This is a genomic window from Sporomusa sp. (genome assembly GCF_035561255.1).
In the GTDB taxonomy this organism is placed as follows: domain Bacteria; phylum Bacillota; class Negativicutes; order Sporomusales; family Sporomusaceae; genus Sporomusa.
Genome location: NZ_DATMXX010000319.1, coordinates 1 through 14,088 on the forward strand (window position 1 = coordinate 1; position 14,088 = coordinate 14,088).

Sequence of the window (14,088 nt, forward strand, 5' to 3'; positions counted from 1 at the left end):
ACAGCTATTTTCTCTACATCACTTATGAAACCTAATATTATACCACTCAGGTCCGCCCTCTGGTATTTGTTCCCAGCCTGCCTTCACTAACTTGTCAACCAAACCAGCCAGCGCCTCTCGATGACGTTTACTTTTCTCATCAGGAGTAAAGGAACATGACATAATCTCAATTTTCACCGACTTCTTGATAATAGTATCGTGACTGTCACTATTATTTATACTATCCGGGATTGACATGCGCGCTTGAAACTCACCTGTATCACGTGGAAATATCCCCCAGCGCTCGCCTGTGACCTGATAGACGATTTCACAATACATACACTTACCCCTTATCTTTATTACTGAACGCCTCTAGCGCCCGCGCCAACTGGTCAGGACAGGAGGAGTTTTTATCGCCGCATTTTATACCTTTTAGCTTCTTAATAACATCTTCAACCCGCATTCCTTCAGCAAGCCTGCTTACCCCTTGCAGGTTGCCTGAACAGCCTGATTGAAATTCTATCTTTGTTACAATTCCGGCTTCTACGAGAAATTCAATTTTCTTTGCACATACGCCACTGGTCGTGTAAATTGCCATATTCTCATTTCCTTTCTGAAATATATTATGGGGAAATTATACCATAATATAGCAGCCTTTCCTATCAGATCCGCCGCGCAGCATCAATAAGTGGAGGGACAACCTGTTTTTTCCGTGACATAACGCCAGGCAAATACCAGGTGCCATCAGGACGGCCCTCTCCAAAAGCGATAGTAAGCACCCGTGATGGCTGTCCATAATGCAGGAGGTATGTCGCCTCATCAAGTATGCCTGTGATTAGCAGAATTGCCATATTATACTGTTCTTTTTCGCAGATAGCCTGCAAAGCCTCTTGTAATTGTTTTTTCTGTCTCAGCACATTCCCTGGGTCCATGACTGAAATCTGACTAATCGCCACATAATACTCACCAATCTGAAATTCTTTCAGGTCACTAGCTATAATATCGCCGGGAGTTAGTTTATCAATCACTGAACCGGCCTTCAGCATCGCCATACCAAATTCCTGAATATCAAGGCTGGCAATCTCCGCCAATTTATAGGCAGTGTCACGGTCTTTATCGGTTGCTGTTGGCGATTTAAATAACACCGTATCAGAAATGATGGCAGCAAGTAAAAGACCTGCCATATTTTTAGGTATAGGCACATTGCGATGCCAATGCATATTGGCGATAATAGTAGCCGTAGACCCCACCGGCTCATGCCTGATAAAGATTGGTTCACTGGTTTCCAGCCCACCTAGCCTGTGATGGTCAACAATCTCAACAATCTTAGCCTCTTCAATACCATCGACTGCCTGCGAACGTTCGTTATGATCAACTAAAATAATCTGATCCCGTTCAGGAACAATAAGCCTGTCACGGTCAATAAGTCCAACCATCTTGCCGTTCTGAACAACAGGATAATTACGGTAACCGGTCCGAATAATAATATCTTTTATATCGGCAACCAGATCGTCTGGCTTAAATGCAGTAACATTAGTTTTCATAACCTTTCCTACCGGGATGCTCTGGTTGATGAGACGCCCGCAGGTATAGGTGTCATACGGCGCTCTGATGATATATGTCCCTGCAGCCTGAGCAGCGGTTTCCACCTCAGGCGCCACATCGAAATCGCCGGTTACAATTAGGCAGGCAACACCAACCTCGATACAGGTCAACTGAACATTCGTACGGTTGCCGACCAGAACAATGTCGCCAGGTTTAATAACCTTGGCCATTGTTTGCGTCCGGGAAGCGGCAATTTTAACACTGCCTTCAATCCTTTTGGATAAATCGCCGCCGCAAATGAGTGTTCCATTAAGACATCTAAGAATTCCGCCATAGTCAACCCCGGTTTCCCGCAAATCTTGCATCCCCAGTTCATTGACATACCGTTCAGCCAAATCACCGACAGTAACCATACCAACTAAACTACCGTCATCCTCCATAACAGGAATTGACTTTACACTATGTTGTTTGATCAGTTGACCAAGCTTTCTCAGGGTATTCCAGGGATGAATCGCAATTATGTTCTCATGCATAACATCTTTAGCCCGTGGGTACATATCAAGAATAAGCTGCGGCGGTTGGATACCAAAAAAATCCAGGACATACTTAGTCTCAGCGTTGATTTTTCCGGCGCGTGCCGGGAGTACGTGCTCGCCCAAAGCCTGTTTGAGATGTGCATAGGCAATTGCTGAACAAATAGAATCTGTATCAGGATTACGGTGACCAATTATGTAGATCGGTTTGGACAAGCGATTCTCACTCCTAGGACTTTTCTTATCATTCTAAACCCTACCCTGGGCAAATTGCAAGCTTCTTACACTTTTTCCCCCTATTAGCCAATAACATGCTTCAATATAGTATATACTATAAATATCAGTAACGAAGAATCCTGATAGAAAAAGAGGTACCTGCCTATGCGAGTACGGTTTGGTTATGTAGCAATCGCTCTCAATATTGCCGAAGGCTCACCAAATAAAAGTGTGACCGTAAAAACCCTTGAAAAGATTACCGATCCAGAAGGCCGTATCCACCGGCTGCGCCGTTTAACACGGGAAAATCTGGCAAATACACTACGCATCCTGCGCTACAACTCAGCCCATGACATTCATGTATACCGTTTTACTTCAAAAACAGTGCCATTGGCAACCCACCCGATTGCTGATGAATGGAGTTATACGGAAGAGTTTATGGCTGAGTGGCAGGAAATCGGCGATTACATCAAAAGCCGCCATATGCGCATCAGTGCCCACCCTGATCATTACACCCTGCTAAATAGTCCGAAGGAAGAGGTATTAGCCGCGTCACTTAAAGATCTTGACTATCATGTCAACATGTTGGAAGCAATGGGGCTGCCACCGGCTCCCCAATTGGTTATCCATGTTGGCGGCCTGTACAAAGCCAAAGCAGCTTCACTTGATCGTTTTATTAACCAGTTTAACCAACTCCCTGACCGTGTCCGTCTGCGGCTTATGCTGGAAAATGATGATAAAGTATATACAGCTGTCGATGTACTTGGCCTTTGCCAAATAATCGGCAGCCCCATGGTGCTTGATATTCATCATCATACCTGTATCAACAATGGGGAGAACCTGGCTGAATTATGGCCGGCGATTATCAATACCTGGAACGGGGCCATCCCAAAAATCCATCTGTCGAGTCCGAAAAATGACAAAGATATTCGCAGCCATGCTGATAACATCAATCTGTCTGATTTCCTTCCTTTCCTGACGATGGCTAAAGCAGCCGGGCAGGATTTTGATGTTATGATTGAAGCAAAAAACAAAGACCAGGCACTGTTCAAACTCTTGGATGAGCTCGAACAAACACCTGGTATTAAACGAGTAGAACAGGCTGTCATTGAACTATAACCAGCTTAACATCTACGTCCTGGCACACTCGCCGGCTTCACCCTTTGCAATGGATAAACCGTGTTCAAGCGCAGGCAGAATGGTTTCCAAACATTCCCGCACACCCTTGGGGCTGCCAGGAAGGTTAATAATAAGCGTTCTGGCACGCAGACCGGCTACTGCCCGGGACAGCATGGCTCGTGAAGTTATTGCCAGCGACTTAGCCCGCATCACTTCAGGAATACCTGGAGCTTGTCTGTCAATTACGTCTAAAGTAGCTTCAGGTGTTACGTCACGAGGTCCGAAACCAGTGCCGCCAGTTGTCAGGATAAGATCAACCTGAAGGGTATCAGCCATATGAATCATCGCCTGACTTAAAGCCTCGCGCTCATCAGGAACAATTACATAATGCTTGACCACACCAAGCTCAGCCAGCATTTCGGCAATAGCCTTGCCGCTCAAATCCTCGCGCTCGCCACGAGCCCCTTTATCACTGGCTGTTATAATCCCGATGTTAAACACTTTCGATCACCTCAATTGTATCGCCGGTTGTAACCGGCCCCCCGGTGACTACAATGGCAAATATTCCTTCCTTGGGCATCACGCAATCACCGGCCTGATAGTAAATATTACAGCGGGTATGACATTCTTTACCGATTTGGCTTACTTCCAGCAACACATCACCAATCTTAAGCTTTGTGCCAATCGGTAGAATTGGCAAAATAAGCCCTTCTGTAGTAATGTTTTCAGCAAAATCACCCGGATGAACATCAAGCCCCATTTTCCTCATTTTTTCTATACTCTCTACAGCTAACAAACTTACCTGCCGGTGCTGAAACCCGGCATGAGCATCGCCTTCAAGGCCAAGCCCGGGCAGAAGTGTCGATTGACCCACGTTCTTTTTGCGTTCGCCTTTATTCTTGCTGGTACAAACAGCTACAATCTTTCCCTGCATGATTTAGTCCTCCCTGCTATAATTGCCACTCTTACCACCTGATTTAGCCCGCAATTGGACATATTCAATGGTCATGGCTTTATCTACCGCTTTGCACATATCATAAATTGTCAGTGCAGCAACTGACACAGATGTCAATGCTTCCATCTCCACCCCGGTTTTGCCAGTGGTCTTAACCACTGCCGTAATATTAATCGCACTGGCCATATCATCAATTGCAAATTCAAGCGAGACACCAGTCAATAAGAGCGGATGGCACATTGGGATTAGATCCCAGGTCCGTTTGGCACCCATTACACCGGCTACCTGAGCTACACCTAAGACATCACCTTTACCCATGGCCCCTTGTTTTATCAGTTCAAGGGTAGCAGGCTTCATCGTAATTCGCCCTTCAGCCACAGCCTCTCGTTTGGTTTCATCTTTCGCAGTTACATCAACCATGCGCGCCTTGCCCGAATGATCAAAGTGTGTAAGTTCCATTGGTGCGTTTTAGCTCCTTTTCACAAATGATTTATACTTTATATTTTGCCATTTGTTTAATAATTCCTGCAATATTTACAAGGACTTATTTTTTAGTGATCTGTGTTTGTAATTATTACCACAGATGGACCTTGCTATTTACACCAGATTAAAGTTACATAAAAACAAGGGGCTGTCCAAACACAGCCCCTTGTTTTTTTGCAATGATAGCACAAAACCCCTGCCGTAATCGTAAGTTTCCTAACCCCCGACCGGGAACATCCGGCCCTATTGATCTCACTTCCCCAATTTAGAATCACAAAAAAACTATGGGCTGATTTCTTTCATAATACAATGAATAAAAATCAACCCACAACAGAATCTCTACACCTTACTGATAATATGATTCACTTTATATGATTTAAATAGCTGCTCTGTAGATGTTCTCAATTTCTTCCTGAGTAGCTTGTTTCGGATTACTAAGGCCGCAGACGTCCTTAAGAGCATTAGTGGCAAGAGTCGGGATATCACTTTCCTTAAAACCTTTGAGATCTTTCAGACCGGCAGGAATTCCAATGTCGGCAGAAAGTTCCCGAATGGCGGCAAGTGCTGCTGCTGCTGCAACTTCAGCAGATAATCCGGCAACATCTTTACCCATAGCTTTGGCGATTTCAACAAATCGCTCAGGAACAACTTTTGCATTATAATCTTCAACCGCTGGCAGTAAAATCGCATTGCAAACACCATGAGGCAGGTCATAGAATCCACCGAGTTGATGAGCCATTGCGTGAACATAACCTAAGCTGGCGTTGTTAAAGGCAACACCGGCAAGATACTCGGCATAAGTCATCATTTCTCTGGCTTCCATATCCTTACCATCAGCAACGGCTCTTCTTAAATAGCCTGCTATCAATTCAATAGCTTTAAGGGCTGCACAATCGGTAACCGGGGTAGCAATTGTGGAAACATAAGCTTCAACCGCATGCGTCAATGCATCCATACCAGTAGCCGCGGTAAGGGACGGCGGCATAGCAACCATTAAATCAGCATCATCAACTGCGATAACAGCAGTTGTGTGCCAGTCAACAATAGCCATTTTTACGTGCCGAACTTCATCGGTAATAATACAGAACCGGGTCATTTGGCTGGCAGTACCGGAAGTCGTGTTAACCGCGATTAGCGGCATTTGAGGTTTAGCTGATTTATTAAGACCTTCGTAGTCTTCAATCTTTCCGCCATTTGCAGCAACAATAGCAATACCTTTCGCGCAGTCATGAGGCGAACCACCGCCGAAGGATATAACGAAATCACAGTCATTTTCTTTCAGCAATTTTAATCCGTCATTAACATTACCAACCGTCGGATTAGGCTGTGCACCATCAAAAATAACATACTTTACATCTATTTTATCAAGCACGTCGGTGAGCTTTTTGGTAAGTTGGATTTGAACAAGAACCTTATCACTGACTATTAACGCTTTTTTGAAACCCATAGGCTTTATGTAATCTGCAATGTCTTCCAGACAGCCAACCCCCATGATACTAACCGGCGGCATAAAATACCCATAAGATTTTTTCGTCATAATGAAACTCCTCCTTGTTTATTAACTCAACTTTAGCTTACCTTAATAAAACTAACTGACCTAACCGGGGCATAATCCATGAGCGACTCAATCAATCATCTTACTTGATTCACCCCTCCTCTATCTGTCATTCCAGGTTTATTCTAACAGGTTACCCCATGCCCCAAGGCTACTGTGACCTTTACCATCCGATATTTTAAATATTCAGATTTTAATGCTTAAACTCTCTTGAGTTTAGGACCCAGTAAAAGCCAAAGTTCCCGGATATAGTAAATCCCACTATATGATATTGCAATTTTCATGCCATACCATTTTTTCCCTTATAAGCCAATTATTGATTACCCCACAGGGTGATTATGGTAAATTGTTATATACATGCAACATTTGTGACAAGATTGTGTTACATTTATATCACACATATAGGACACTCATAGCTCTTGTCAAAACCACCCTGTATTACACCATAACTGCAGATACCATTTATCGTCCAATAAATTCGCGAGTTGCTAAAATCCACTTGATAGCAGCCTGCTTAGCTTCAGCATAATCTGCATATTTTTCACTAATTTTAATTTCGCCACGCTCGCTATCAGGAATTACCCCAAAGCCGGAAATACTGTATCTGTTTTGGCTGTACGAAATCTCCATATAGATGGCATCAACTGTATACGGATGCTCGAAGTTTGTATAAGGCTCATAATAAATCGCACATTCACAGCCGTCCTGCAGGCTCTTATTTACCTGTTCCACCCATACACAATGGTTTGCAAAAGCAACAGGGCGAATAGGGTTTTCAAAAGTGTGTAACGTAGGAATACGAGAGTGAGCTTTCTTCACAAGAATTGCACCTTCTTAATAATGTTAGATGTTATTGTATTGACTACCATAATAGCAAAAAAAAAAGACAAAATCAAAAAAGGCCTAACCCCTCCTGTCTGAGAAGCTAAGCCCTTACTGAAATTATCCACCAATTTGTGACATTTGCCGGAAAAACTTTGCTTGCCCACCCGCGTTTGCTAAGGTGTGCCCCTGAGGCTTATCAGCTATGGTCTGATAAAAAAGCTCTGCAATTTCAATATCACTGGCCCCCTGACGCAAAGCAGTCTTAACATCAAGCTCCTGATTAGACAGGAGACAGGGCTTAAATTTTCCATCAGCAGTTAGACGAATCCGGTTACATACCCCGCAGAAGTGCTCAGATATTGGAGTGATAAAGCCAAATGAACCTTTAGCCTGGGGCAGATAAAAATATTTGGCAGGACCATTGCCGTGAATATTAAGTGTTGGTTTCAGTATTCCCTTGCCAAAACTATTGATCTTGTCTTTGATCTCCTCAATCCCGGGACCGGGGCAAGCCTGGCTCTCACCAATCGGCATGTATTCAATAAACCGGATTGATATTGGCTCCCGGTGTACCAAGTCAACGAAATAAGCTAAGTCGTGTTCGGTAATAATATTAGTTAGGACAACATTAAGTTTTATTGGTGTCAGTCCCACAGCCAAAGCTACTTTTATTCCGTTAATTGTTTCCGCAAGATTACCCCCATAGGTAATCTTACGAAACTTATCCGGCTCAATGGTATCAAGACTGATATTCACCCGGTTTAAACCAGCTTCTTTAAGTTTGGCCGCCATACCGGCAAGCAAACTGCCGTTGGTAGTGAGGGATATATCAGTTACCGCATTTAGGTTTGCAATGTTGCGAATAAAACCCACAATGCCGCGCCGTACCAGGGGTTCACCACCTGTTAACCGAATTTTACTAACACCATGCTCACTAACCACCCGGATAATCCGCAGCAATTCTTCATAGGAGAGAATCTCGGTATGCCTGAGTAGTTTGACGCCTTGCTCCGGCATACAATAAACACAGCGAAAATTACAGCGATCAGTTACCGAAACCCGCAAATAGCTAATTTGACGATTATGTCCGTCATGCATAACAATCAGTCCTTTGATGTTTCGTTATTTAGTACTCTTAGCTCTAATAAGGCAGCCATGGCGGAAGGATCATCAAGCTGGAAATGTGGCACCTCACTATAAAGCAAAGTATCGCTCACAACAGCAAGAAGCTCGGGCTTGACACCAAGTGGTTCGTTACCGGCAGCATGGCGATATACCTCAATCTTCGGTTTGTTCTCCTGCTTATAGCCTTCAGTAATAATTATATCAACATTGTCTATCGAACCGGCTACTTGGTCAAGTGACAATTCCTGGTCAGTTTTTTTTATCATAGCTACTTTATATGGCGAAACCAAGCATACAGTATCTGCACCGGCCTGGGCATGACGCCAGGTATCTTTACCCGGCAGGTCAATCTCAAAATCATTATGATGATGTTTAATAACGGCAACTTTATGACCCCGTCGCTTAAGCTCAGCTATTAGTTTCACCAGGTATGTTGTTTTCCCGCTGTTTGACCGCCCTACCACAGATATTATTGGAATCATACATGTCGCTCCTTTGTTAACCGGTCAGTTTTCTCTATTTTTAGAATTCTCCATAATAATCAATTACCCTTCTCCAACAATAGCAGCCGTGTATTTTTCTTTCATTAAGCAGGAATTTATTAAGTAATATTGGAAAAATAGTAAGTAGAATCAAATAATCCTGGAGGTGTACGCTTGACTACCTTAACATTTCATGGTCATGCCTGTTTTTCTTTAACAAATGGCACTACCACATTATTGTTTGACCCATTCTTTACGGGTAACCCGATCACCACTACCAAAGCTGAAGAAGTTACCTGCAACTATATCCTGGTCAGTCATGGACATGGCGATCACCTTGGTGACACTGTCCAGATTGCCAAACGAACAGGCGCGACTGTAATTGCCACCGCTGAACTGGCCGCACTGGTCGGGCAGCAGGATTGCGCCAACATCAGCATGCATCTGGGAGGGAAACGAACTTTTGATTTCGGTTATGTCAGAGTAACCCCCGCATTTCACGGCTCAGGCGTCCCTGGCGGACATGCTGCCGGATTTATCGTAAGCTTTTTTGGCAAGACAGTATATTTCGCCGGTGATACCGCACTCTTCGGCGACATGGCGCTCCTGGGCCGCTTGGAAAAAATCGATTATGCCCTGCTGCCGATTGGTGATAACTACACAATGGGGCCAGCTGATGCGTTCGAAGCAGTCAAATTACTCAATCCGCGAGCCGTTATTCCCATGCATTATAATACCTGGCCCCTCATTGCCCAGTCGCCGGAGGCCTTCAAAGCCAAGGTTGAGGAACTACATATTCCTGTTCATATTGTGGCCCCTGGTGAAAGCATCAACCTATAAACCTTATAAACCTATAAATAAAAAAAACAAGCGTCTGTGTCCAAATACCGGCACAGGCGCTTGTTTTTATAGTTCTTTAACCATAGCAATTTCATCACAATTGGGAAATTTCGGGCAGTTAATGCACTCTTTCCACATTTTATGGGGTACGCTCTCCTTGGGTACTTCTTTGAAGTCCAGCTTAGCAAAAAAACCAGGCTGGTAGGTTAATGCAAACAAGGTTTTGACACCGAGATCCCTGGCCTCTTCTGTCAGCCTATTTACAATTTCACGGCCAACCCCGGTCTTAATCTTGCTAGGGTGAATTGCCAGCGCCCGAATCTCACCAAGTTCATCCCAAATCAGATGTAGCGCAGCTACACCGACAACCTTTCCGTCTTCTTCAGCCAGAATAAATTCCCGCAGCCCTTCATACAGAGTATTACGAGCCCGGGCAAGCATAAGCCCTTGCTCGGCATAATCATTGATTAGCTTAAGAATATGTTCCACATCATTGAATTTTGCTTTACGAAAAATCATGACCTTCATCCCCCAGTTCTACGTATCATTATACATATAAAGTAATATTTATACAACACTTATTCATTATCCCTTGCAACTTGGACATAAATCACTTAGGGGGCAGGTTGGACACAGCGGTTTAGCGGCCTTGCAAACCTTACGCCCATGCCAGATCAGCCAGTGGTGCGCATCGCTCCACTGTTCCCGGGGTATTGCCCGCATAAGCCCCTGTTCAACCGCAAGCGGTGTATCACCAATTGCCAGCTTAAGCCGGTTAGCCACCCGAAATACATGAGTATCAACAGCAATTGCCGGAACACCGAAAAGCTGGCTTAAAAGTACATTGGCCGTTTTACGCCCTACCCCGGGCAGTTGTACTAAATCCTCAAACTTGTCAGGCACTTGTCCACCATATTCCCGGCACAATTTCTCACAGGTTGCCAGAATGTTCTTTGCTTTACTCCGGAACAGGCCGCAGTCGTGAATCTCTGCCTCCAGACCTAGCTGGCCAAGCTCCAGGATTTTTTCCGGTGTATTGTAACGGGGAAACATTCGGGCTGTAATAATATTAACCCGGATATCGGTACACTGTGCTGACAGAATTACCGCAATCATGAGTTCAAAGGGCGTCGAATACGTCAGCGCCGTAGTAGTATCTTTATAACACTGCTCTAATCGCTCAAGCATTGTTTTTTTCATTGATTTCGTAATACGCACGAACGCAGCCTCCATTTTTCTGCAAATTAGCTAAAGATATTGTACCCTATTTATAGGCACAACTCTAGCCTTTGTCTTTACTTGGGATAATGAATTTTGTATTCTTAGAGAAATTTACTAATAGTTATTTTAATCCTTTAGGTTTTGTGGTATTTTCATTTTATTGGGTTTGGGATGTAGTACAGGTATTACCAGCCCAACTACTTTACCAGGAAGCGAGGTTAATTTTTTTACAACCAGGAGCAAGTGAGGTGATTTTTAAGCAAAGAGGTGATTGATAATATTATTGGCGACGAAAGGAAAGATCTAGATGAAAACACCATTATTAAAATCTCTGCATACCCAAGTATTCCTTGCCATTATATTTGGAGTAGCCTTGGGACATTTTTATCCTGCGCTCGGTGAAAGCATGAAACCGCTGGGTGATGGGTTTATCAAACTCATTAAGATGATTATCGCACCCATTATTTTTTGCACAATTGTTACCGGCATTGCTGGCATGGATGATATTAAGAAAGTTGGCCGGGTAGGCGCAAAAGCATTAATTTATTTTGAGGTTGTTACAACCTTTGCGCTCGTCATGGGATTATCCCTGGTAAATTGGCTGAAGCCAGGCGCAGGCATGAATGTTGATGTCAGCAAACTTGATACCAACGCAATATCGGCCTATACTACAGCTGCTAAGGCCCAGAGCACTGTGGATTTCTTCATGAATATCATTCCAACAAGCGTTGTCGATGCTTTTGCCAAAGGCGACATTCTCCAGGTGCTGCTGTTTTCCATCCTTTTTGGTTGGGCACTACTGATCATGGGAAAAAAGGGCGCACCGGTGTTTAGTCTGATTAGCGATATCTCTCATAGTTTTTTTGTTATTGTAGATATCATCATGAAGATCGCACCTATTGGTGTTTTTGGAGCAATGGCCTTTACTATCGGCAAATATGGTATTGCCTCTTTAGGACCGCTGGCAAAACTCTTAGGTTGCTTCTATGGTACCTGTGCCCTTTTTATCTTTCTTGTCCTTGGCACAATCTCCAGATGGGCCAATGTCAACATCTTAAATTTTCTCTCGTATATCAAAGAAGAGTTATTAATTGTTCTTGGTACTTCTTCTTCCGAAAGTGTATTGCCGCGAATCATGGAAAAATTAGAAAAGCTTGGCTGCCCAAAATCAATTGTCGGTCTGGTTGTCCCGACAGGCTATTCCTTTAACCTGGATGGAACTTCTATCTATCTGACGATGGCCGCAATCTTTGTAGCTCAGGCAACAAATACTGATCTTACATTAATGCAGGAATTGACGATCCTTGCTGTTCTGCTGCTGACATCCAAAGGGGCGTCAGGGGTCACCGGCAGCGGATTCATTGTTTTAGCTGCCACGTTATCGGTTATACCTGGTATTCCGGTTGCGGGCCTTGCCATAATATTTGGCATCGACCGCTTTATGTCGCTAGGCCGGGCAATTACTAATCTCGTTGGCAATGGTATTGCAACCATTGTTGTTTCTAAATGGGAGAATGAACTTGATACAGTAAAACTCCATCAGACCTTATCCCAATCTCTAGCAACTGATCAAAAATCTATAAACAATTACTCTAACTAATATAAAGATTTACTAATACCTCTATACCAATTGAAAGGGGCATACAGGCATGATCACGCTTGCTTTCTGCAGCTACACCCTATCGATATGCAATGGTATAAAAGGTTTAGTCGAGTTATTCTGGGGTGCAAGCTTTGCGGTATGGCCCACGGAACAAAAAGAGATTAACCCGTGTTCCAGCCTCACTCACGGCGGTAACCGCCCTGCGACAATTTGCATTCATTGCGATGCGACAGCAACCTAGGGCCTTGGAGACCTGAATCAGGAATCCAAGGTCTAATTTTTTTCAAAAAAACACCATCACCTAATGTCTGATAAACTTTAGATGATGGCAGCAGTCATCATTTTAAGACTTTTTGTATTGCAGCAGCAGCATAATCCACATCTTCTGCGGTTATACCCCAGTGAGTAATCATTCTGCAGGCATACGGCCCAATGGGTTTCACTTTTATCTGCTGCTTTAGCAGTGCCTCAGTAATAAATCCAGACTCTTTCCCCAGTTGTTCAAAGTCAATTTGAACGACATTGGTTTTAACCTGATTAATAGTAACCAACCGCTCGTCAATAGCAGCCAGGGCATTGGCCAACCGCAGGGCATTAGCATGATCTTCATGCAGACGATCCCGCATAGTTTCTAAAGCAACAATACCGGCAGCAGCCATATGACCAGCCTGTCTCATGCCGCCACCAATCCGCTGCTTAATCCATCTGGCCTTATCAATAAAATCCTGACTACCAAGCAGCATAGATCCAAACGGAGCCGCCAGCCCCTTTGTCAGACAAAACTGCAGCGCATCTACATCCTTAGCCAGTTCTTTCAAGTCACATTTTAGTGCCTCAGCGGCGTTAAAAATACGCGCCCCGTCAAGATATACGGACATACTATTATTGCGAGCCAATTGCGCTATTTCTGTCTGATATTCAGGCGGCAATGGATAACCCCGGTTTAAATCATACGTATTCTCCAAACACAATACCCGGCTAATTGGCGCCTGTATACCGCGTGGCCTGATGGCCTTTTTTACATCGCTGGTGTCAAAACGCCCCATACGGCTTGGAATGGGGCGTGCCTGCACACAGGACAAGGCCGCTAAAGCGCCTACCTCCAGGTTATACATATGTGTCTCTTCACCTAAAATTATCTCGTCGCCGAGCTGCGTTAGTGCCATAATAGCAATCTGATTGGCCATAGTACCTGAAACGGTCAGCAGTGCTGCTTCTTTACCAAACATAGCTGCGCTCAGAGCCTCAAGCTTTTTAACCGTAGGGTCCTCACCCAATATATCATCACCGACCTCGGCTTCCATCATCGCTTTTCTCATTTCCGGGGTAGCCTGAGTAACCGTATCGCTCCTAAAATCTTTGAACATAAATAGCGCCTCCGCTTCTGCATAATATCATGGGACTTAGTTTTTTGCTGCGATTTGTATGTAAACTTTCCATTAAAGTATATAAGCAACCCTTAACCTATGTCAATTTTTTTCCGTCTTTTCAGGGCGTAAATCGCCACACAGTCCACCGTTAGCAATCACTCGTATTGTTTTTAAACGATATCATTTACATTTATTTTATTTCCAATCGCATTTTATCAATAACGCTTGACACTTCTC

The 14,088-nt window shown here is 44.0% G+C and carries 16 protein-coding genes; 3 read left to right on the forward strand and 13 right to left on the reverse strand.

Annotated elements, in window-relative coordinates; translation table 11 throughout:
• Positions 1 to 18 precede the first annotated feature (18 nt).
• From VN379_RS17395 to VN379_RS17405, 3 genes are all read right to left on the reverse strand, one after another.
• Entirely contained in the window at positions 19 to 318 is a 300-nt protein-coding gene (locus tag VN379_RS17395; protein WP_325536112.1) for a hypothetical protein, read from the reverse strand.
• A 4-nt stretch (positions 319 to 322) separates the two neighbouring features.
• On the reverse strand, positions 323 to 577 hold the full coding sequence (locus VN379_RS17400) for a TIGR03905 family TSCPD domain-containing protein (RefSeq protein WP_325536114.1): 255 nt from the start codon (positions 575 to 577) through the stop codon (positions 323 to 325).
• A 64-nt stretch (positions 578 to 641) separates the two neighbouring features.
• The gene (locus tag VN379_RS17405) at positions 642 to 2,273 is read right to left on the reverse strand and encodes a putative manganese-dependent inorganic diphosphatase (RefSeq protein WP_325536116.1); all 1,632 of its coding nucleotides are present in this window, start codon (positions 2,271 to 2,273) and stop codon (positions 642 to 644) included.
• A 165-nt stretch (positions 2,274 to 2,438) separates the two neighbouring features.
• On the opposite strand from VN379_RS17405, the gene uvsE reads away from it, so the two are divergent.
• Positions 2,439 to 3,392: a UV DNA damage repair endonuclease UvsE gene (gene uvsE, locus VN379_RS17410; protein WP_325536118.1), complete on the forward strand. Its 954-nt coding sequence runs from the start codon at positions 2,439 to 2,441 to the stop codon at positions 3,390 to 3,392.
• A 12-nt stretch (positions 3,393 to 3,404) separates the two neighbouring features.
• Here the strand turns inward: uvsE and VN379_RS17415 are convergent, their stop codons facing one another.
• From VN379_RS17415 to mobB, 7 genes are all read right to left on the reverse strand, one after another.
• A complete protein-coding gene (locus VN379_RS17415) occupies positions 3,405 to 3,893 on the reverse strand; it encodes a MogA/MoaB family molybdenum cofactor biosynthesis protein (RefSeq protein ID WP_325536120.1) in 489 nt (162 codons plus the stop codon).
• Positions 3,886 to 4,326 carry an MOSC domain-containing protein gene (locus VN379_RS17420; RefSeq protein WP_325536122.1) on the reverse strand — a complete coding sequence of 147 codons (441 nt, stop codon included), beginning with the start codon at positions 4,324 to 4,326 and terminating at the stop codon, positions 3,886 to 3,888. Before VN379_RS17420 ends, VN379_RS17415 begins: the two co-directional genes overlap by 8 nt.
• A 3-nt stretch (positions 4,327 to 4,329) precedes the next feature.
• Positions 4,330 to 4,806 carry a cyclic pyranopterin monophosphate synthase MoaC gene (moaC, locus tag VN379_RS17425; protein ID WP_325536124.1) on the reverse strand — a complete coding sequence of 159 codons (477 nt, stop codon included), beginning with the start codon at positions 4,804 to 4,806 and terminating at the stop codon, positions 4,330 to 4,332.
• Positions 4,807 to 5,206: 400 nt separating this feature from the next.
• The gene (locus tag VN379_RS17430) at positions 5,207 to 6,367 is read right to left on the reverse strand and encodes an iron-containing alcohol dehydrogenase (protein WP_325536126.1); all 1,161 of its coding nucleotides are present in this window, start codon (positions 6,365 to 6,367) and stop codon (positions 5,207 to 5,209) included.
• 480 nt (positions 6,368 to 6,847) lie between these two features.
• Entirely contained in the window at positions 6,848 to 7,204 is a 357-nt protein-coding gene (locus tag VN379_RS17435; RefSeq protein ID WP_325536128.1) for a hypothetical protein, read from the reverse strand.
• 123 nt (positions 7,205 to 7,327) lie between these two features.
• Positions 7,328 to 8,308: a GTP 3',8-cyclase MoaA gene (gene moaA, locus VN379_RS17440; protein ID WP_325536130.1), complete on the reverse strand. Its 981-nt coding sequence runs from the start codon at positions 8,306 to 8,308 to the stop codon at positions 7,328 to 7,330.
• A 5-nt stretch (positions 8,309 to 8,313) separates the two neighbouring features.
• On the reverse strand, positions 8,314 to 8,817 hold the full coding sequence (gene mobB / locus VN379_RS17445) for a molybdopterin-guanine dinucleotide biosynthesis protein B (RefSeq protein ID WP_325536132.1): 504 nt from the start codon (positions 8,815 to 8,817) through the stop codon (positions 8,314 to 8,316).
• A 174-nt stretch (positions 8,818 to 8,991) separates the two neighbouring features.
• Between mobB and VN379_RS17450 the strand changes: the two genes are divergently transcribed.
• Entirely contained in the window at positions 8,992 to 9,657 is a 666-nt protein-coding gene (locus VN379_RS17450) for a metal-dependent hydrolase (protein ID WP_325536134.1), read from the forward strand.
• 66 nt (positions 9,658 to 9,723) lie between these two features.
• On the opposite strand, the gene VN379_RS17455 is transcribed toward VN379_RS17450, so the two are convergent.
• Together VN379_RS17455 and nth are read right to left on the reverse strand one after the other, a co-directional pair.
• On the reverse strand, positions 9,724 to 10,176 hold the full coding sequence (locus VN379_RS17455; RefSeq protein WP_325536136.1) for an N-acetyltransferase: 453 nt from the start codon (positions 10,174 to 10,176) through the stop codon (positions 9,724 to 9,726).
• A 66-nt stretch (positions 10,177 to 10,242) separates the two neighbouring features.
• Positions 10,243 to 10,875 carry an endonuclease III gene (gene nth / locus VN379_RS17460; protein WP_325536139.1) on the reverse strand — a complete coding sequence of 211 codons (633 nt, stop codon included), beginning with the start codon at positions 10,873 to 10,875 and terminating at the stop codon, positions 10,243 to 10,245.
• A gap of 310 nt (positions 10,876 to 11,185) precedes the next feature.
• Here nth and VN379_RS17465 point away from each other — a divergent pair, with 310 nt between their 5' ends.
• Positions 11,186 to 12,478 carry a dicarboxylate/amino acid:cation symporter gene (locus VN379_RS17465; protein WP_325536140.1) on the forward strand — a complete coding sequence of 431 codons (1,293 nt, stop codon included), beginning with the start codon at positions 11,186 to 11,188 and terminating at the stop codon, positions 12,476 to 12,478.
• A 341-nt stretch (positions 12,479 to 12,819) separates the two neighbouring features.
• On the opposite strand, the gene VN379_RS17470 is transcribed toward VN379_RS17465, so the two are convergent.
• Positions 12,820 to 13,848: a GntG family PLP-dependent aldolase gene (locus VN379_RS17470; protein ID WP_325536142.1), complete on the reverse strand. Its 1,029-nt coding sequence runs from the start codon at positions 13,846 to 13,848 to the stop codon at positions 12,820 to 12,822.
• Between the last annotated feature and the right edge of the window lie 240 nt (positions 13,849 to 14,088).